Origin of the sequence: Phenylobacterium sp., assembly GCF_036963605.1 — a bacterium.
Classification (GTDB): domain Bacteria; phylum Pseudomonadota; class Alphaproteobacteria; order Caulobacterales; family Caulobacteraceae; genus Phenylobacterium.
Window position 1 is genome coordinate 71,317 of record NZ_JBALUY010000001.1, and the last position, 18,923, is coordinate 90,239.

The 18,923-nt window shown below is 68.7% G+C and carries 21 protein-coding genes and 1 tRNA gene; 14 read left to right on the plus strand and 8 right to left on the minus strand.

Annotated elements, in window-relative coordinates; genetic code table 11:
- Window positions 1-32 precede the first annotated feature (32 nt).
- Window positions 33-788 (plus strand): alpha/beta fold hydrolase, encoded by a 756-nt coding sequence (locus V7702_RS00340; RefSeq protein ID WP_335648153.1) that lies wholly within the window; start codon window positions 33-35, stop codon window positions 786-788.
- On the opposite strand, the gene V7702_RS00345 is transcribed toward V7702_RS00340, so the two are convergent.
- The 3 genes from V7702_RS00345 to V7702_RS00355 all read right to left on the minus strand — a co-directional run bounded on the left by V7702_RS00345 (window position 773) and on the right by V7702_RS00355 (window position 3,842).
- Entirely contained in the window at window positions 773-1,633 is an 861-nt protein-coding gene (locus V7702_RS00345) for an SDR family oxidoreductase (RefSeq protein ID WP_335648154.1), read from the minus strand. The two genes, V7702_RS00340 and V7702_RS00345, sit on opposite strands and share 16 nt — an antisense overlap.
- Window positions 1,634-1,644: 11 nt before the next feature.
- Window positions 1,645-2,853 (minus strand): NAD-dependent epimerase/dehydratase family protein, encoded by a 1,209-nt coding sequence (locus V7702_RS00350; protein WP_335648155.1) that lies wholly within the window; start codon window positions 2,851-2,853, stop codon window positions 1,645-1,647.
- Between the two features lie 119 nt (window positions 2,854-2,972).
- On the minus strand, window positions 2,973-3,842 hold the full coding sequence (locus tag V7702_RS00355) for a UTP--glucose-1-phosphate uridylyltransferase (RefSeq protein ID WP_335648156.1): 870 nt from the start codon (window positions 3,840-3,842) through the stop codon (window positions 2,973-2,975).
- A 287-nt stretch (window positions 3,843-4,129) separates the two neighbouring features.
- On the opposite strand from V7702_RS00355, the gene V7702_RS00360 reads away from it, so the two are divergent.
- Window positions 4,130-4,396: a hypothetical protein gene (locus tag V7702_RS00360; protein WP_335648157.1), complete on the plus strand. Its 267-nt coding sequence runs from the start codon at window positions 4,130-4,132 to the stop codon at window positions 4,394-4,396.
- Window positions 4,397-4,460: 64 nt separating this feature from the next.
- Here V7702_RS00360 and V7702_RS00365 read toward each other — a convergent pair whose 3' ends face one another.
- Both V7702_RS00365 and V7702_RS00370 read right to left on the minus strand, forming a co-directional pair.
- Window positions 4,461-5,024, minus strand: a complete 564-nt coding sequence (locus V7702_RS00365) for a demethoxyubiquinone hydroxylase family protein (RefSeq protein ID WP_335648158.1) — start codon at window positions 5,022-5,024, stop codon at window positions 4,461-4,463.
- Window positions 5,021-5,536 (minus strand): disulfide bond formation protein B, encoded by a 516-nt coding sequence (locus V7702_RS00370; RefSeq protein ID WP_335648159.1) that lies wholly within the window; start codon window positions 5,534-5,536, stop codon window positions 5,021-5,023. Before V7702_RS00370 ends, V7702_RS00365 begins: the two co-directional genes overlap by 4 nt.
- Before the next feature lie 172 nt (window positions 5,537-5,708).
- Between V7702_RS00370 and hppD the strand changes: the two genes are divergently transcribed.
- The 6 genes from hppD to V7702_RS00400 are packed head-to-tail and all read left to right on the plus strand — an operon-like array spanning window position 5,709 to window position 10,788.
- A complete protein-coding gene (gene hppD, locus V7702_RS00375; RefSeq protein ID WP_335648160.1) occupies window positions 5,709-6,812 on the plus strand; it encodes a 4-hydroxyphenylpyruvate dioxygenase in 1,104 nt (367 codons plus the stop codon).
- 12 nt (window positions 6,813-6,824) lie between these two features.
- Window positions 6,825-7,862: an isoaspartyl peptidase/L-asparaginase family protein gene (locus V7702_RS00380; RefSeq protein WP_335648161.1), complete on the plus strand. Its 1,038-nt coding sequence runs from the start codon at window positions 6,825-6,827 to the stop codon at window positions 7,860-7,862.
- Entirely contained in the window at window positions 7,862-8,995 is a 1,134-nt protein-coding gene (locus V7702_RS00385) for a homogentisate 1,2-dioxygenase (protein ID WP_335648162.1), read from the plus strand. The genes V7702_RS00380 and V7702_RS00385 overlap by 1 nt, the downstream gene beginning before the upstream one ends.
- Complete coding sequence (locus V7702_RS00390) at window positions 8,992-9,267, plus strand: hypothetical protein (protein WP_300578535.1); 276 nt, start codon at window positions 8,992-8,994, stop codon at window positions 9,265-9,267. Before V7702_RS00385 ends, V7702_RS00390 begins: the two co-directional genes overlap by 4 nt.
- A gap of 22 nt (window positions 9,268-9,289) precedes the next feature.
- Entirely contained in the window at window positions 9,290-10,297 is a 1,008-nt protein-coding gene (locus V7702_RS00395; protein WP_335648163.1) for a fumarylacetoacetate hydrolase family protein, read from the plus strand.
- Window positions 10,294-10,788, plus strand: coding sequence for a MarR family winged helix-turn-helix transcriptional regulator (locus V7702_RS00400; protein WP_335648164.1), 495 nt, complete (start codon window positions 10,294-10,296; stop codon window positions 10,786-10,788). Before V7702_RS00395 ends, V7702_RS00400 begins: the two co-directional genes overlap by 4 nt.
- Here V7702_RS00400 and feoB read toward each other — a convergent pair.
- Window positions 10,785-12,659, minus strand: a complete 1,875-nt coding sequence (feoB, locus tag V7702_RS00405) for a ferrous iron transporter B (RefSeq protein WP_335648165.1) — start codon at window positions 12,657-12,659, stop codon at window positions 10,785-10,787. The genes V7702_RS00400 and feoB overlap by 4 nt on opposite strands.
- A complete protein-coding gene (locus V7702_RS00410) occupies window positions 12,656-12,991 on the minus strand; it encodes a FeoA family protein (protein WP_335648166.1) in 336 nt (111 codons plus the stop codon). Before V7702_RS00410 ends, feoB begins: the two co-directional genes overlap by 4 nt.
- A 176-nt stretch (window positions 12,992-13,167) precedes the next feature.
- On the opposite strand from V7702_RS00410, the gene V7702_RS00415 reads away from it, so the two are divergent.
- Window positions 13,168-13,252, plus strand: a tRNA-Leu gene (locus V7702_RS00415).
- 20 nt (window positions 13,253-13,272) lie between these two features.
- On the opposite strand, the gene V7702_RS00420 is transcribed toward V7702_RS00415, so the two are convergent.
- Complete coding sequence (locus V7702_RS00420) at window positions 13,273-14,742, minus strand: SLC13 family permease (protein ID WP_335648167.1); 1,470 nt, start codon at window positions 14,740-14,742, stop codon at window positions 13,273-13,275.
- Between the two features lie 169 nt (window positions 14,743-14,911).
- On the opposite strand from V7702_RS00420, the gene V7702_RS00425 reads away from it, so the two are divergent.
- The 5 genes from V7702_RS00425 to ypfJ all read left to right on the plus strand — a co-directional run bounded on the left by V7702_RS00425 (window position 14,912) and on the right by ypfJ (window position 18,920).
- A complete protein-coding gene (locus tag V7702_RS00425; RefSeq protein WP_335648168.1) occupies window positions 14,912-15,877 on the plus strand; it encodes a hypothetical protein in 966 nt (321 codons plus the stop codon).
- Window positions 15,878-16,032: 155 nt separating this feature from the next.
- Complete coding sequence (locus V7702_RS00430) at window positions 16,033-16,884, plus strand: DMT family transporter (protein ID WP_335648228.1); 852 nt, start codon at window positions 16,033-16,035, stop codon at window positions 16,882-16,884.
- A 136-nt stretch (window positions 16,885-17,020) separates the two neighbouring features.
- A complete protein-coding gene (locus V7702_RS00435; protein WP_335648169.1) occupies window positions 17,021-17,590 on the plus strand; it encodes a tetratricopeptide repeat protein in 570 nt (189 codons plus the stop codon).
- 55 nt (window positions 17,591-17,645) lie between these two features.
- Window positions 17,646-18,014, plus strand: a complete 369-nt coding sequence (locus V7702_RS00440; RefSeq protein ID WP_335648170.1) for a hypothetical protein — start codon at window positions 17,646-17,648, stop codon at window positions 18,012-18,014.
- Window positions 18,015-18,071: 57 nt separating this feature from the next.
- Window positions 18,072-18,920 (plus strand): KPN_02809 family neutral zinc metallopeptidase, encoded by an 849-nt coding sequence (ypfJ, locus tag V7702_RS00445; RefSeq protein ID WP_335648171.1) that lies wholly within the window; start codon window positions 18,072-18,074, stop codon window positions 18,918-18,920.
- Window positions 18,921-18,923 lie beyond the last annotated feature (3 nt).

An 18,923-nucleotide genomic window follows, 5' to 3' on the forward strand; every position in this document is an offset into this window, starting at 1 on the left:
GGAAGGCGCCGAGACGCGCGCTATAGACCCTCATGGGCGAAGAGATTGGCATGCTGAAGCGGCCCGATGGGGCCAGCCTGGCCTGGCGCCGTGTGGCGGGCTCAGGCCCGACCGTGGTCTGGATGGGCGGCTTCCGCTCCGACATGGCCGGGACCAAGGCGGAGGCCCTGGCGCAGTGGGCGAGCGCGACCGGCCGGGCCTATGTGCGGTTTGACTATTTCGGCCACGGCGAATCCGAAGGCGACTTCGCCCGGGGCACGATCACCCGCTGGCGGGAGGATGCGCTCGCGGTCCTCGACGAGCTGGCGCCGGGGCCGGTCATTCCCGTCGGATCGTCCATGGGGGGCTGGATCGCCTGCCTCGCGGCCATGGTCAGGCCCAAGCAGGTGCAGGGTCTCGTGCTGGTCGCCCCGGCCCCGGACTTCACCGAAAAGCTGATGGGGCCGGAGATCGATGCGGCAGCCCGGCGCTCGCTTGAGGAGACCGGCGTCTGGATGCGTCCGTCGGACTATGGCGAACCCTATCCGATCACCCGCAACCTGCTGGAGGACGGCGACCGCTGGTCGATCCTGACGGGTCCGGTCCCGGTGACCGCGCCTGTGCGCATCCTGCAGGGCGGGGAAGATCCGGACGTGCCCTGGCGCCACGCCCTGGAGCTGGCTCAGGCGATCAACAGCCCCGACGTGGTCTTCCAGCTGATCAAGGACGGCGACCACCGCCTGTCGCGGCCCCAGGACCTCGTCCGCCTGATCGCGGCGGTCGAAGAGCTCGTTCAGCCGCCCGCCTGAAGGATGGCGCTCAGGCCCTCGCGATAGGTCGGATAGGCCGGCCGCCAGCCGAGTTCGGCCTTGGCCCGGGCGTTGGAGACCCGCTTGCTCTCGGCGTAGAACCGCTGGGCCGGGCCAGCCAGGTTCGCCTCTTCCACCGGGATTTCGGGGGGCGCGGCAAGCCCCAGAAGCTCCGCCGCATAGGCCACCACCTCGCTGTTGGGGGCCGGCTCGTCGTCACAGAGATTGTAGATTCCGCCCGCCCGCGGGCGGGCGATGGAGGCGGCCAGGCCCGCGGCCAGGTCGTCCACATGGATGCGGGAAAAGACCTGGTCTGGCGCGACGATTCGCTTGGCCCGGCCCGCGCGGAGGCGATCGAGCGTCGAGCGGCCAGGCCCATAGATGCCGGGCAGGCGAAAGATGGCCGTGGTCAGGCCCATGCCCTTGCCCACGTCGAGCCAGTCCCGCTCGGCGGCGACCCGGCGGGCGCCCTCCATCGACTGGGCCGCCAGGCGGCCAGTCTCGAAGACCCAGCCCCCCTGGCGATCCCCATAGACCCCGGTGGTGGAGAGATAGCCCAGCCAGTCGGGAAAGGCGCCGGCCCGCGCCATGGCCGGGACCAGGGCGCGCAGGCCCGGGCATCCTTCCGTGTCGGGGGCCGCGGTGACCAGGACGGCGTCGGCGGCCTTCAGTTCGTCGGCGAGCGCCGCCGGATCGCCTATTGAAACCGCATCGACGCCCAGCGCCTTGAGCCGCTCGGCGTCTTCAGTCCGCCGGTAGGTGGCCGCCAGGCTCCAGCCCTGGGCCGTCAGCCGCGTCCCCAGGGCCTGGGCCGAGAACCCGTAGCCGAAGGTGAAGAGCCGCACGGCCTGCGCCTCTATTCCGCCGCCACCGCCTTGCCCGGCGCGCTGGCCGCGGCCGCCCGCTCGGCGTTCCAGTGGGAGTGGCAGGGAATCTTGCTCATATCGGCCCGGTCGGCATAGGCGCGGGCGATCTCGGCGACCTCCATCAGCAGGCCGTCCTCGAGCCGGATAGGATTGAGGCCATAGTCCAGCAGGCACTTGTTCTCGACCACCAGGTCGTTCTCGTCAGCCTCGGCCCGGGGATTGGGCAGGTGGGCGACCTCGGCCTCGGTCAGCCCGGCGATCATCTGGGCCAGGTCCCGGACCCGCCAGGTCTCGGTCATCTGGTTCATCACCTTCACCCGGTCGCCGCGCTCCGGCGGGTGGGCGAGGGCCAGTTCGACGCAGCGCACGGTATCCTGGATGTGGATGAAGGCCCGCGTCTGGCCGCCGGCGCCGTGGACGGTCAGCGGATATCCGACCGCCGACTGCATCAGGAAGCGGTTCAGCACCGTGCCATAGTCGCCGTCATAGTCGAACCGGTTGATCAGCCGCTCGTCCTTGCGGGTCTCTTCGGTCTGGGTGCCCCAGACGATTCCCTGGTGCAGGTCGGTGATCCGCAGGTGATCGTTCTTGGCGTAGAACTGGAAGAGCAGGGCGTCCTGCGTCTTGGTCATGTGGTAGATCGACCCTGGATTGGCCGGATAGAGGATCTCCCGTTCCACCCAGCCATCGGGGGTTTCGATCTTGACGGTGAGATAGCCCTCGGGGATCGCCGCGCCGGCCGTGCCGTAGCCGTAGACGCCCATCGTGCCGAGATGGGCCAGATGGATGTCGAGGCCCGAATCGACGATGGCCGCCAGCACGTCGTTGGTGGCGTTCAGATTGTTGTCGACCGTGTAGCGCTTGTGCCTGGCCGACTTCATCGAATAGGGCGCGGCCCGCTGCTCGGCGAAGTGGACAACGGAGTCCGGCCGCCAGGTTTTCAGCAGATCGAGCAGGGCGTCGTAATCCTTGCCCACAGTGATGTCGTGAAAGCCGATCTCGTGACCTGAAACCTCTTTCCAGGCGGCGATCCGCTCATGGATATCCCGCACAGGGGTCAGGGATTGAACCCCCAACTCACCGTCGATCCGACGTCGGGACAGGTTGTCGACGATGGCCACGTCATGGCCACGGGCCGAGAGGTGGAGGGCCGTGGGCCATCCACAAAAGCCGTCGCCGCCGAGAATGAGTACGCGCATCGCCGCTCCGATCCGTACGGGTTTCACCTTCGCCAGGGCTAACAAACGCCAGGGCATTGGGAAAGCGCCGTCGACGAGATCGGGTTCAAGAGGTCAGGGTTCAGACGTTCCGCGGGTTGTCAGAGCAGGCCCGTAATCGCCTCGCGTGCAGCGCCGCCAAACGTCGGGTGGCGCAGGGCGAAGGCCACATTGGCGCGCAGCAGACCGATCTTGTCCCCGCAGTCATAGGTTACGCCCTCATATTCCAGGGCGTGGAAATCCTGGACCTTCATCAGTTCGGCCATGGCGTCCGTCAGTTGGATTTCCCCGCCGGCGCCCTTTCCCTGCTTTTCCAGCAAGGGGAAGATGTCGGGCTGCAGGATGTAGCGGCCGCTGATGAACAGGTTCGAGGGCTCGGTCCCCGGCGCAGGCTTCTCGACCATGCCCCGCATGCGGTTGATGCGGCCCTTCTGGCTCTCCAGGTCGACGATGCCGTACTTGTGCGCCTCGCCCTCCGGCGCCGGCTCGACGACGATGATATTGCCGCCGACCTGATCGTAGGCGGCTACGGCCTGGGCCAGGGTCGGGGTGTCGGCGGCCATCAGCATGTCCGGCAAAATCACCGCGAACGGCTCGTCGCCGATGATGTCGCGGGCGCACCAGACGGCGTGGCCCAGGCCCAGGGGCGCCATCTGGCGCACGAAGCTCATCTGGCCGGGCTGGGGCAGGTCGCGGCGAACCTCGGCCAGGATGTCGGCCTTGCCCTTGGCCTCCAGGGCGCCCTCGATCTCGGGCGAGGCGTCGAAATAGTCTTCGATCGCGCCCTGGCCGCGACCGACGATGAACACGAAGTGCTCGATTCCCGCGGCGCGCGCCTCCTCGACGATGTAGGACAGGATCGGACGGTCGAAGACATTGAGCATGTTCTTCGGCGTGGTCTTGGCGCCGGGTAGGACGCGCGTCCCCAGTCCCGCCACCGGCAGCACAGCCTTGCGAACCTTGGTGGTCATCTCGTCCTCCGTCACTGCTGTCCGGACTCGCCTAGACGAGGCGCTGCGCGAAATCCACCGTCGATCGGCGAAACATTCCCGGTTCCGGGCGCCTTCGATTCGATGGCGTCACAAAGCCGGGAACACGGCCTCGTGATGCAGCGTTTCGCAGGAAGGCAATTCGCCGTAGAGCCCGATGCGATCAGACGGAACCCTCTGGTCGGTGAATCAGGCCCTAAACTCTAAGGTTTGAACGCGCCCCGATAACGGGTCCCACCTGTCGGAACGCGCTCTAGGGAGCCAAAAACGTGAATATCCGCACGCTTTCCACCTTTGCCGTCGGCGCCCTCGCCGCGGTCACCCTTGCCGCCTGTTCCGATAACGATGCGGCCGACACCACCGAGGTCACGCCGCCGGCCGATAGCATGGCGACGACGCCTGCCGACCCGATGCCGCCAGCCACAACTGACCCGGCCATGCCCGCCGACGGCATGACGCCGCCTCCGGTGAACGATCCCGCGGCCATGGATCCGGCGGCCACATCGCCGGCTACCGACACCCCGCCGGCGCCCTGATCTTTGGGAAACATAATGCGGCCCCGCTCCGGCGGGGCCGTTCTTGTCCAGGCGAGCGGTCGCCTCAGACCTTCTCGCTGATCCTGATCGCCGTGCGACATCCGGCGCGGATCGCCGCTGACAGCAGGCCGTAGCCCGGCGCGCCATGGGCGCCTTCGTCTATGGCCAGATCCTTGTGGGCCAGCTCCTCGTCCCGGAACCGAGAGAGTTCCGCCGCCAGTTCCGGCTCGCGCTCGGCCAGTTCAGCCACCTGATCGGCATAGTGTTTCTCGATGACCGACTCCACCGCCTCGGTGCAGGCATGGGCCGCCTTCTCCCCCATCAGGGCCGTGCCGGCCCCCAGGGCGAAGCCCGCCAGGCGCCACAGGGGCGTCATGACGGTGGGACGCACGCCGTGTTCATTCAGCAAGGCGTCGAAGCGGGCCAGATGGACAGCCTCGTGACCCTCCATCTCCTCCAGCTGAGCGGCGATGCGCGCCTTGTCCTTGGCCGCGCCCAGGACCGCGCGCTGACCCTGGTAGATGTGGACCGCACCCAGTTCGCCGGCATGATCCACGCGCAGGATTTCGGCCAGCCGGGCTTCAAGGGTTCCGGCGCCGGGACGGGCGGGAATGGGCTTTTCGCTCATCGCTTGCCTCTTTCGTAAGCCGCCGCCGCCAGGCTCAGCGCCGCCAGGGCCAGGGAGATTAGGGCGTTCCACCCGGCCATGGACAGGCCGGCGAACACCCAGGGCGCCTCATCGCAGGCCGGGGCGCGGACGGCGGCGCCTTCTAGCAGACCCGACAGGGCCTCAAGGCTGACGGCCCCGCCGGTCGATGCGCAGGCCGAGGGACCGGGCCACCACTTCCACTCTGCGCCGGCGTGATAGGCCGCGACGCCAAAGCCTACGGCGAACACCATGGCCAGGCCAAGATTGAAGGCCGGGCGGAATCTCGCCCCGCCTTGCAGCCGGGTGAGGACCATGCCGGCCAGGGCGACCGCGACGGCTGCCCAGTAGACCTCCCGCTGGCGCAGGCACAGGGCGCAGGGGGCGAGCTCACCGAAGGTCTGGAACCCATGGGCGATGGCCAGCATGCCGGCCGAGGCGACCAGGGCCGAAAGCCGCCAGCGATGAAGGATCGGGTCGAGACCTTTGATCATGGAGTCCGATTGAACTGCATATTCGGCCTGTAAGCCACGGGGGACTGAAGAAAGCGCAACCCGGCTGGCGAGCGACCCTCGCCCATTTGCTAGCAGGGACACAGTAGCTTGTCTCCCGCCGCCGCGAGGTAGATAGTTGCATCTGATACTATATCGCTGGCAGGAGACTTCCATGACCGCGCTTGCGTCCACACCGACGACGCCCCTCGACCTGTTCGAGAATCCGCTGGGCACCGACGGCTTCGAGTTCGTCGAATTCACCTCGCCCGAGCCCGAGCGGCTGGGCGCCCTTTTCGACCTGATGGGCTTTACTGCGGTGTCGCGGCACCGGTCGAAGAATGTGGTCCGCTATCGCCAGGGCGACATCAACTTCCTGCTCAACATGGAGCCCTCGGGCCAGCCGGCCGACTTCCGCGAGGTTCACGGTCCCTCGGCCAACGCCATGGCTTTCCGGGTGCGAGACGCGGCCAAGGCCCTGGCCCTGGCGATCGAGCGCGGCGCGACCCCGGTCCAGGGGCCGGTGGGACCCATGGAGCTGAACATTCCGGCCATCGAGGGGATCGGCGGCTCGAACCTCTATCTGGTCGACCGCTACGGGGCCCAGGAAATCTATGACGTGGACTTCGTCCCCATCCAGGGCGCGGCCGAGCTGGAGGCTGAGCGCGGGGTCGGCCTGACCTATCTCGACCACCTGACCCACAATGTGTTCCGCGGCAACATGGCCAAGTGGGCGGACTTCTATGAGCGGATCTTCAATTTCCGCGAGATCCGCTATTTCGACATCGAAGGCGCCCAGACCGGCCTCCTGTCCAAGGCCATGACCAGCCCCTGCGGCAAGATCCGCATCCCGCTGAACGAGAGCCGGGACGACCACTCCCAGATCGAGGAGTTCCTCAAGGACTATAAGGGCGAGGGCATCCAGCATTTGGCGCTGGGAACCGACGACATCTACGCGGCCGTGGAGACCATGCGCGAGCGCGGGGTCCGCTTCCAGGACACGCCGGAGACCTATTACGACCAGCTCGACGCCCGGGTGCCCGGTCATGGCGAGGACCTGCAGCGGCTGCGGGCCGACCGTATCCTGGTGGACGGGGCGCCCACCGAGGGCCAAGGTCTACTGCTGCAGATCTTCACGGAGAACATGATCGGGCCGATCTTCTTCGAGATGATCCAGCGCAAGGGCAATGAAGGGTTCGGTGAGGGCAACTTCAAGGCGCTGTTTGAGTCCATCGAGCTCGACCAGATCCGCCGGGGCGTGCTGCCGAAGAAGGACTAGGGACGTTTGAGCATGCGGATAGTCGGTCTGGCGTTGGTGCTGGCGGGCCTGATGGCGGGGAATGCGATGGCGCAGCCGAAATGGGCGATCGTGGTTCATGGGGGCGCAGGCGTGATCGCGCGCGCAGACCTGACGGCTGAACAGGAGGCCGCCTATCGCGCCGCCATGACCCGGGCGACGCAGGCCGGCGGTGAGGTGCTGGCGCGCGGTGGTTCGGCTCTGGACGCCATCGAGACGGCGATCGGCCTCTTGGAGGACGATCCCCTGTTCAATTCGGGGCGCGGGGCGGTCTTCACCGCCGAAGGCCGCAATGAACTGGACGCCTCGATCATGGACGGCGCGACCTTGAAGGCCGGGGCGGTGGCCGGCGTCACTCGCACCCGACACCCGATCTCGCTTGCTCGGGCGGTGATGGAGAAGTCGCCGCACGTCATGCTGATGGGCGCTGGCGCCGACACCTTTTCCCGCGAAGCCGGCCTCGAGCAGGTGGAGCCGGCCTATTTCTACACCGAGCGCCGCTGGCGATCCCTGGAGCGGTTCCTGAACGAGAACAACCTGCCGGTCCCGGCGCGGCCAGAGGGCGCGGCCACCCCTGACGAAGCGGCGGGCCTGGCCCATGACGAGGGCAAGTACGGCACGGTCGGCGTGGTGGCGCTCGACCAGGCGGGCCATGTGGCGGCCGGCACCTCGACCGGCGGCACGACGGGCAAGCGCTGGGGCCGGGTGGGCGACAGCCCGATCATCGGCGCCGGCAACTACGCCTCGGACGCCTCCTGCGCGGTCTCGGCCACCGGAACCGGGGAGTATTTCATCCGCCTGACCGTGGCCCGGGAGGTCTGCGCCCTGGTGGAGCACAAGGGCCTCTCCCTGCAGGCCGCCGCCGACGAGGTGATCCAGACCAAGCTGACGGCCCTGGGCGGCGACGGCGGGGTGATCGCCGTGGCGCCCGGCGGCCAGATGGCCTGGAGCTACAACACCTCGGGCATGTACCGCGCCCGGCTGGCTGACGGCGAGCCCCTGAGCGTGGGGATCTACAAGGACGAGCCCTGATGGCGACCCGCAACTGGATCCCCGTGCGCGGCGCGCAAGGCGTCCATTCGCGCCAGGCCCATGCGGACCTGCCGGCCGGCACCTATGAGCGCGAGATCTCCAAGGAGGGCTTCTTCGGCCCGGCCGCCTTCCTGCATCATCCTCGGCCGCCCACCGGCTGGACGAACTTCGAAGGCCCCCTTCGGCCGCGGGCCTTCGATCTGGCGCGGCTGAACGAACCGCAGGCCTCGCCGTGGGATGCGCCGGTGGTGCTGCACAACGCCGCCACGGAAATCCGCTTCTGGAAGCTGGATCAGGCCATGCCGAGCCTGGTCCGCAACGCCGACGGCGACCAGCTGTTGTTCGTCCACCAGGGGGCCGGCGATCTCTTTTGCGACTATGGCCGCATCGGCTTTGGCGCCGGCGACTATCTCTATCTGCCGCGGGGGACCATGTGGCGCCTGGCGCCGGCCGAGCCCTGCGCCATCCTGACCATTCAGGCGACCAACAGCCACTTCACCCTGCCCGAGAGGGGCCTCCTGGGCCCCCATGCCATCTTCGATCCGGCCCTGCTGGACACGCCGGTGATGGATGAGGCCTTCCGCGACCACCAGGCCCACGACGGCGAAACCACGGTGGCCATCAAGAAGCGCGGGCAGGTCTCGACCGTGACCTATCCCTACAACCCCCTGGACGCGGTGGGCTGGCATGGGGAGTTGGCGCCCGTGCGCCTCAACGTGGCCGACATCCGGCCGGTGGCCAGCCATCGCTATCACCTGCCGCCCAGCGCCCACACGACCTTCGTGGCCGACCGCTTCGTGGTCTGCACCTTTGCGCCCAGGCCCTTCGAGACCGATCCCGGCGCGCTCAAGGTGCCGTTCTTCCACAACAATGACGACTATGACGAGGTGCTCTTCTACCACGCTGGCGACTTCTTCAGCCGCGATGGCATCGATGCGGGGATGATGACGTTTCATCCCTCCGGGTTCACCCATGGCCCGCACCCCAAGGCTCTGAAGAACATGCTGTCCCAGCCCAAGCCCGCCACCGACGAATATGCGGTGATGATCGACACCCGCGACCCGCTGGAGGTGGGCGAGGCCGCCGGCCCGGTGGAGAACCCCGCCTATGTCGACAGCTGGAAGGCCCGATGAACGCCGCCGTCCATGACGATCTGGAGGCTGCGGCCCGGGAGGAACTGGTCCAGGCCTGCGATCTCGGCTGGCGGGCCTTGGCGCCCTGCACCCCCTGGGGCGACACCTTCGAGGGCTTTAGCCCCCAGGGCCGGCCGGTCTGTTTCGAGCGCAACTACATGTGGGAGGCGGCGCCCGGCGGCGACATCCGCGTGGAGGTGCACGTCTATGAGGCCAAGGCCTTCGAGGCCGGCGTCCGACTGGTCCAGACCCTGATCCAGGAACAATCCTGAGCCCCAAGAAGCGGAGACCTAGATGAAGCTCGCCTCGCTGAAGTCCGGCCGTGACGGCCGTCTCGTGGTGGTCTCCAACGACCTGGCCTGGTTCACCGATGCGGCCACCGTCGCGCCCACCCTGCAAGCCGCCCTCGACGACTGGGAACGATGCGAGCCCATGTTGCGCGCCCTGGCCGAGAGCCTGGAGCATGGCGGCGTGCCCAAGGAACGCTTCCATGAGCACGAGGCCGCCAGCCCCCTGCCGCGGGCCTATCAGTGGGCCGACGGCTCGGCCTATGTGAACCACGTGGACCTGGTGCGCCGCGCCCGGGGGGCGGAGATGCCGCAGAGCTTCTGGACCGATCCCCTGATGTACCAGGGCGGTTCGGACGGGTTTCTTCGTCCGCGCGATCCTATTCCACTGGCCGACGAGGCCTGGGGCTGTGATCTGGAAGCCGAGGTGGCGGTGATCACCGGCGATGTCCCACAAGGGGTGAGCGCGTCCGACGCCCTGGACCACGTCCGCCTGGTGCTGCTGGTCAATGATGTCTCCCTGCGCAACCTGATCCCCGACGAGCTGGCCAAGAGCTTCGGCTTCTTCCAGTCCAAGCCCGCCTCGGCCTTCTCCCCGGTGGCGGTGACGCCGGACGCGCTGGGGGAGGCCTGGCGCGCGGGCCGCCTGCATGGCGCCATGGAGGTGGAGCTGAACGGCCAGGTCCTGGGCTGCGCCGACGCCGGCGTCGACATGACCTTCGATTTCGGGACCCTGATCGCCCATGCGGCCAAGACCCGGGCGCTGGCCGCCGGCACGATCATTGGCTCGGGCACGGTGTCGAATCGCGGACCTGATGGCGGTCCAGGAAAATCGGTGGCCGAGGGCGGCGTCGGCTATTCCTGCCTCGCCGAGGTGCGGACCGTGGAGACCCTGGCCCATGGAGAGGCCAGAACGCCCTTCCTCAAGGTCGGCGACACCGTACGGATTGAAATGCGCGATGGGCGCCGACACTCGATATTCGGCGCCATCGAACAGGAAGTACAAGCCCCATGACCGTGCAGACCCGGCCAGAACCGGCCGACGCCGCCGGCCTCCAGCTGGACGCCTATCTGCCCTATCGCCTGTCGGTGGCCTCGAACGCCGTCAGCCGGCTGATCGCGCGGGCCTATGAGGACCGTTTCGGCCTCACCATCCCCCAGTGGCGGCTCGTCTGCGTGCTGGCCGAGGACGGGCCGATGAACCAGAGCGCTCTGGTCAGCCGGACAGGCATGGACAAGGTCACCGTCAGCCGCGCCGCCCAGGGCCTGACCAAGCGCCACCTGCTGGAGCGTTCTGAGAACGACCGGGACGGCCGCTCCCACGTGGTGGCGCTGAGCCTGGAAGGCGTGCGCCTGCACGCCGAGATCGCGCCCCTGGCCCTGGCCTATGAGGCCGCCCTGATCTCAGGGCTCGACCCCCATGAGGTGGCCCTGCTCAAGCGCCTGCTGCTCCGTCTTCAGGGCGCCGCCGGCGTGCTGGCCGGCGAGACGCCGAGTCCAGGTTAGCCCCAGCCCAGCGCCACCGCGCCGTGATAGACGCCCATGGCCGCCAGATAGGCCAGGGTGACCATGTAGGCGAACATCACCGTGGGCCACAGCCAGCTGTTGGTCTCGCGCTTCACCACGGCCAGGGTCGGCGCGCACTGGGGCGCGAACACGTACCAGGTCAGGAAGGCCAGCCCCATGGCCAGGGACCAGTCGGCCGAAAGCGCCCCGGCCAGGGTGCCGACCTGCTCCTCGGCGTTGGCCACCGCATAGACGGTGCCCAGCGCGCCCACGGCGACCTCGCGGGCGGCCATGCCCGGGATCAGCGCCACGGTCATCTGCCAGTTGAACCCGATCGGGGCGAACAGGGGGTGGATCAGGTGGCCCAGCCGACCGGCGAAGCTGTAGTCGATGGCCGGTCCCGTCGCGCCCTCCGGCGGATAGGGGAAGGTCGACAGGACCCAGATCAGCACCATCAGCGGCAGGATGATGCGGCCGGCGCGGTTGATGAAGATCTCGGCCCGCTGCCACAGGTTGCGCAGGACGCTCTTGGGATCAGGCGCCTTGTAGGTCGGCAGCTCCATCAGGAAGGGCTCGACCTGCCCCCGCCAGAACAGCCGCCGGGCGATGAACGAGATGGAGAGCGCGCTGGTGATGCCGGCCACATAGAGGCCGAACATGACCACCCCTTGCAGGTTGGCGAAGCCCCAGACGGTCTGGTCGGGGATGAAGGCCGCGATGATCAGGGTGTAGACCGGAATCCGCGCCGAGCAGGTCATCAGCGGCGCCACCATGATGGTGGTCAGCCGGTCGCGCTTGGAATCGATCACCCGGGTGGCCATGACGCCCGGAATGGCGCAGGCGAAGGACGACAGCAGGGGGATGAAGGCCCGGCCATGCAGGCCCGCCCCGCCCATGATCTTGTCCATCAGGAAGGCGGCCCTGGCCATATAGCCGAAGTCCTCCAGCAGGATGATGAAGAAGAACAGGATCAGGATCTGGGGTAGGAAGACGAGCACGCTGCCGACGCCGGCGATCAGGCCATCGACGATCAGGCTCTGCAAAAGACCGTCCGGCAGCACCGTAGCGACCAGTCCCCCCAGGGCGCCCACGCCGGCCTCGATGCCGTCCATCAGCGGCCCGGCCCAGGCGAAGACGGCCTGGAACATGACGAACAGCAAGGCCAGCAGAATGGCCAGGCCCGCGACCGGGTGCAGCAGCACCCCATCGATCTTGCCGGTCAGGGTGTCGGGGCGTTCGGCCGGCCGCACATGGGCCTTCATCAGGCGCTGGGCCTCGGCGTGGGCCCGGCGGATTTCAGCGGGGCTCGGCTCATGCCAGGTGTTGGGGGCGTCCAGTTCGCCCGCGGCGGCCAGGGCCTCGACCTTGGCCTCTACCTGGGCGACCAGGTCCTCGATGCCGCGCTTGCGGGTGGCCACGGTGGTGACGATCGGCGCGCCGATGTCGCGGGCCAGGCCCTCCAGGTCGATGCGGAGGCCCTGGCGCTGGGCGATGTCGAACATGTTGAGCGCCAGAACCATGGGCCGGCCCACCTGGCGCAGTTCCAGGATCAGGCGCAACACCAGGCGCAGATTGGTGGCGTCGGCGACACAGACCACCACGTCCGGGGGCGTCTCTCCCTTGAGCTGCCCCAGGACGGCGTCGCGGGTGACCTCTTCGTCCGGGCTGCGGGCGCGCAGGGAATAGGTGCCGGGCAGGTCGATGACCGACAGGGTCCGCCCGCCAGGTGTCGTGACCATCCCCTCCTTCTTCTCCACCGTCACCCCAGCATAGTTGGCCACCTTCTGGCGGCCGCCGGTCAGAGCGTTGAACAGGGCGGTCTTGCCGGAATTGGGATTGCCGACCAGGGCGATGCGGGCGCTGGTGCTCATCGGCCAGCGCTCCGGGCGTCCAGGCGGATGATCACGTCGGCGGCGTCGTGGCGGCGCAGCGCCACGCGCATATCGTCCAGGCGCACCGCAATCGGGTCCCGGCCGATGGCGCCTTCGTGGATGACCTCGATGGCGGCCCCTTCGACGAAGCCCAGCTCCAGCAGCCGGCGCTCCAGCTCCTCGGCGCTCAGGCCGTGATGATCGACATCGGGGCGCACATGGACCCTACCGATGACGCCGCGATCCCCGAGCCGCGCCTGGCTCAGCCGCACCTCGCCATGGGCGGGCTGGGGATCGGCGGCCAGGGCCGAGGCGGGCGTGAGGTGGTCCATAAGCAAATCCAGGCCTGAGGCGAAGGGCGGCGCACGCGGCGCCGCGTCTGCGAACGATTATCAGTTACGGATGACCCATCGGCGATGCAAGCCCTGTCGCCCTGTCAGGACGATTCACCGCGCCGCCAGCCCACATTGACGCGACGGCGCGCGCCGCTAGATTGCGCTGCCCGCGGGCCCCTGTGGTGGAATTGGTAGACGCGCCGCACTCAAAATGCGGTACCGCAAGGTGTGTCGGTTCGAGTCCGACCGGGGGCACCAGGCCTTGGCGTGATGGGCGGCTAGCCCCCCGCCGCAAAGATCAGCGGGACGGCGATCAGGGCGATGGCCGAGATCACGACCACGCCGATGATGTTCAGCCACAGACCCGCCCGGCTCATCTGAGCGATGCTGATCAGGCCGCCGCCATAGACGACGGCGTTGGGAGGCGTGGCCACCGGCAGCATGAAGGCGCAGGAGGCCGCAAGCGCCAGCGGGATGGCGAACAGCAGCGGGTCGACGCCGATGGCGAGCGCCAGCGCTCCGCCGATCGGCAGGAAGGTGGCGGCCGAGGCGGTGTTACTGGTCAGTTCGGTCAGGAAGATCATCGCCAGGGTGACGATGACCACCAGGGCCGCCACAGGCCAGGCGCCCAGCACGCCCAGGAGTTCCCCCAGCCAGGCGGCCAGGCCGCTGTCGGAGATGGCTGCGGCCAGGCTCAGGCCCCCGCCGAACAGGGTCAGCACGCCCCAGGGCAGGCGCTTGAGTTCGGCGTCGGTGACCAGGCGCTCGCTGCGGAAGCCGGCGGCGGGGGTGAAGGCCAGGGTCACGGCCGCGGCGATGGCGATGCCGGTGTCGGTCAGCCAGGGCGCGTAGGGGGCGAGCAGGGGCCGGAAGATCCAGGCGCCGGCCGCCAGGGCGAAGATGATCGAGACCCGCTTCTCCGGCCCCGTCATCTGACCCAGCCTCGCCCGTTCCTCCCGGAACAGCACGCCGGCCTCCGGCAGGACCAGCTTCACGGGGTGGAGGGCCGTGAGCACGACCCAGGCGGCGCCCAGCAGGATCAGCGCCACCGGCACGCCGATGATCATCCACTGGCCAAAACCGATCTCGACCCCGTGCTCGCGGGCCATATAGCCGGCCAGCAGCGCGTTGGGCGGGGTGCCGATCAGGGTGGCGACACCGCCGATGCTGGCGCCATAGGCCACCGCCAGCAGGAGGGCGACGCCGAGATTGCGGTACGAGACCGGATCCTCGCGCCCGCCATGGTCCTCGGCCAGGGCCAGCACGGCCATGGCGACCGGCATCATCAGGACGGCGGCGGCGGAGTTGCTGACCCACATGGAGACCAGCGCCGTGGCGCCCAGCACGCCGGCCACCAGCCGACGGGGCGTGGCCCCAGCGGCGGCGGCGCAGCCGAGGCCGACCCGCCGGTGCAGGTCGCACCGTTCCATGGCCGCGCCAAGGACGAAGCCGCCCAGGAACAGGAAGATCACCGGGTCGGCGTAAGGGGCTGCGGCGTCGCGGATGTCGCTGACGCCCAGGGCCGGAAACAGAACGATGGGCAGCAGCGCGGTGGCCACCAGGGGCGCAGCCTCCGTGATCCAGAGGATGGCCATCAGGACGGCGATCGCCGCCACGGGCCGGACGGCAGGCCCCGGCCCGAAATCCGGCGCCAGCAGAATCGCCCCGAAGGCGAAGAATCCCAGGATCAGTCCAGCCGCCCGTCGGCGCGACCCGCCGGCCGCCTCATCGCTCGCCCCAAAGTCCACTTTTCTTCCCCCCGCTCGGCCGCACGCCCGGCGACCTGAACCGCGGCCAATATGGGCTATGCCGCACCTGTGACGCCAGAGGGAGGGCCGCCGTGCGCCACCTTCGCTCTGCGCCGTGCTAAACTGTCGCCCCAGGCTACGGCGCTCTGATGCGACTCCATGAGGCGAAATGGACGACCCCTCGGATACGGCCGGAACGGCGCAGGACGCCGCCTGCCAGGACATGTCTCGGCTGATCATCCAGTGCGCCATCCCCCACTTCGTCCAGGGCGTGGCGACCCTGGGGCACTTCGCCGGCGGCGATCCTCTGACCGGCGTCCTGGCGCTCTCGATTATCGAGGCCAATGTCCGGCATATCGTCCGGGATCCGGTCCTGGCCCTGCGCTACGCCGGCGTGGACAATCCGCCGCCCGACGACATCCGTCGGCCCATCAGCGTCGGGGCCCTGGCCGCGTCTTTCAGCATTCCCTACGACGCCGCCCGGCGTCGGGTCGCCGATCTCGAGGCCCGGGGCCTCTGCCGGCGGACCACCCGCGGGGTCTATATTCCGGCCGCGGCCCTCGAGACCGAAGCCAACCGTCAGGCGCTCGGGCGCAGCCTGGCGACGGTGCGCGCCCTGGCCGCCGATGTCCGCGCCGCCGCGCCCAACTTCGACCTGACGGGCGGCGCCAAGCCCATGCCCGGAATCACGCCGCCCACCTCCCAGGAGCGGCTGGCCGCCCGTTTCACCGCCGAATACGTTCTGCGGTTCGCCGAGCGCCTGACCCGCACAACCGGGGACTTCAGTCGCGGCATGATCCTTCTGGCCATCCTCGAGGCGAACTACCGGCCGCTGCATGAGGACCTGGAGGTGGCGCGGCGCTATGCATCGGTTCGACGGCCGCCGCCCGATGACCTGCTGGCGCCGATCAGCGTCCTGGCCCTGTCCAACAGCCTGAAGCAGCCGTTCGAGACCACCCGCCGAAATGTGAACGTTCTGATCCAGACCCGGCGCTGCCTTCGGACTCCCAAGGGAATCGTCGTCCCCGCCCAGGCCTTCAGGACACGTCTGGCCCACGATGCGCTGACCGGTCATGTGGCGGACATCCAGCGGGTGTTCGGCGCCATGGCGCGCCTGGGCGTGACCTTCGACTGACCCAGGGCGCGCCGTATGGGTGGCGGCTAGCCCTTGCCGCCCCAGGCGCGATTGACGGCGGCGTCGCCAGGGGCCATGGGCTGCCCATCGTGACCATGGCCTCCCCCCCGCGCCCCGTTCCTGAACGTCCGGCTTCCAAGATTGGCCTGGGTGTGATGCTCCGTGTGGCGGCCATGGCCTGTATGGCGGGCCTGTTCGGGCTGGTGAAGGTCGCCTCCGAGCGGGGGGTTCCGATCTTCGAGACCCTGTTCTTCCGCAACGCCTTCGCCTTCATCCCGATCGCCATCTACATCCTGCGCACCAGCGGGTTCGGCGTGTTGCGGACCAGCCGGCCGGGCGCCCATGCGGCCCGCGCCATGGTCGGGCTCACCGGCATGATCGGCGGTTTCATGGCGGTCTCCCACCTGCCGCTCACCGAGGCGACGGCGCTTTCCTTCTCCGCGCCCCTGTTCATGACCGCCCTTTCGGTTCCGTTGCTCAAGGAGGCGGTGGGGCCGCACCGCTGGGCGGCCGTCGCCGTCGGCTTCGTCGGCGTGCTGATCATGATCCGGCCGGACCCCGCCAACATGGCCAATATCGGGGTCATCTTCGCCCTGATCGGCGCCGTGGGGTCGGCCGGGGCCATGATCACCATCCGCCAGATCAGCATGACCGAGCCGGGTCCGCGGATCGTCTTCTACTTCACCCTGGCCGGCGCCGTGGCGGGCCTGGCCAGCCTGCCGTTCGGCTGGGTCATGCCCGATCGGGAGACCTTCCTCCTGCTGGTGGTCATGGGCCTGCTGGGCGGGGTCGGCCAGCTTCTGCTGACCGAGGCGATCCGCGTGGCGCCGGTCACCGTCGTGGCGCCTTTCGACTACACCCAGCTCATCTGGGCCAGCCTGTTCGCCTTCATCGTCTGGGACGAGCTCCCACGTCCGCTCACCCTGGTGGGGGCTGCGGTGGTGGCGGCCAGCGGGATCTATATCCTCTATCGCGAGACGATCCGCCGTCGCGAACCGCGACCCTAGGTCCTCCGGAAGTTGATTTCACACGACAAGTTGCGAAGACGGCGTCGCCGCCGCATTGACGGAACGTGGATACGGGAAGATTCTGTCGGCCTCGTCGGCGTTGGGTCGGCGAATCTTTCTTGAAGGAGGTCCCGCCATGCGTCGTGGACTTTCAATTCTCGCGGCGGCGGCCGCCTTTGCCTTCTGCGCCGGCGCAGCCCAAGGCGCGGTGACGGTCATTGGCGGCGGCATGGCCGAGGCCTGCTCCCGCGCCGCCGTCAACGGCGAGTCCGACAAACGGTTCGAGGAGTTCTGCGATATCGCCCTGGAGACCGAGTTCCTCAATTCCCGCGACCGGGCCGGCACCTATGTGAACCGGGGCGTCCTGCGTCTGCGGCGCACCGCCTATGAGGCCGCGGTGAAGGACTTCGACATGGCGGTGAAGATGAAGCCGGACCTGGGCGAGGGCTATGTGAACCGCGGCGCGGCCCTTATCGGCCAGGAGCGCTATGCCGAGAGCCTGGGTCAGATCAATCGCGGCCTGGAGCTCGGCGTCGAGGAGCCGGCCAAGGCCTATTACAACCGCGCCCTGGCCCATGAGGGCCTGGAAGACGCCAAGTCCGCCTATTTCGACTATCAGAAGGCCATCGAACTGGCGCCGGGCTGGAGCGCGCCTGCCGAACAGCTGGCCCGCTTCACCGTCACCACCCGGGCGCAGGCGAACTGAGCGGAGCTAGAGAAGCCATGGCGCGTTGAGGTCCTGCGCCTCAACGGAGCCTCCCATGCGTCCAGCTGCTTTTGTCGTTCGCCCGATGCTCATGGGCCTTGCCCTGATGGCTGCGGCGCCCGCCGCCGCGCAAAACGCCTATTATGATCATCAGCTGGGGGTTCTTCAGGCCCAGCAGCAGATGGACCGCCAGCGGGCGATCGCACTGGAGAACGAGCTCAACGCCCTCAGCGCCCAGGTCCAGACCGAGCAGGCCCTGCGCGCCTTGCGGATGCAACGCCAGGTCCCCGCCATCCCTTCAATCCTGCCCCGGCCAGGGGGGGAGGTCGCTGAACAGCCCGCCCTCGATCTGCCGACCACGCCGGACGCCCGTCTGGCGGCCTCCAACGCGCGGGTGAAGGCGATCCTGGACGGTTCGAAGTAGGCGCGCGCCCGCGACCAGGCCATGGTCGCGCCCTGAGACATATTCGGAGACGACTACATGCGTTGGCGGGGCGGACGGCGTTCTGGGAACATCAGCGATCGTCGGGGCATGGGTCCGGTGGCCGGCGGCTTGGGCGTGGGCGGCGTCGTCCTGGCCCTGATCGGCTATTTCGTCTTCGGCATCGATCCCACGACTACGCTCAGCGTCGTCAATGGCACCGGGGCGCCGGCCGCGGAGAGTTCCGGCGTGCGCGGGGCGCCCGATGATGAGGCCGGACAGTTCGTCGATGTCATCGAAACCTCCACCGCCGAGGTCTGGACCGAGGTCTTCGCCCAGGCGGGCCGGACCTATGAGCCCCCCGCCGCCGTGGTGCTCTACGAGCAGTCCACCAACACCCGCTGTGGGACAGGGCAGGCGGCCATGGGCCCCTTCTATTGCCCGGCCGATCGCATGGTCTATCTGGACCTGTCCTTCTGGGATGATCTGGAGAACCGCTTCGGCGCCGAGGGCGAGGCGGCCCGGGCCTATGTGATCGCCCACGAGATTGCTCACCATGTCCAGAACCTGACCGGCCAGATGGACAAGGCCCAGCGCCTGGGCTCGCAAGGGGCCGAGAGCGGGGCGGTGCGCTTGGAGTTGCAGGCCGACTGCTATGCCGGCGTCTGGGCCGCCCGGGCCGAAGCTGCGTCGGGCGGAGCGGTGGCTCTGGGGCCGGACGATATCGCCCAGGGGCTGGCGGCGGCCTCGGCCATCGGCGACGACACCCTGCAGAAACAGAGCCAGGGCCGGGTCGTGCCCGACGCCTTCACCCATGGCTCCAGCGCCCAGCGGATGGCCTGGTTCAGGACCGGCGCGCAGACCGGCGACCCCAAGGCCTGCGACACCTTCAGCGCCGCCCGGCTCTGACCG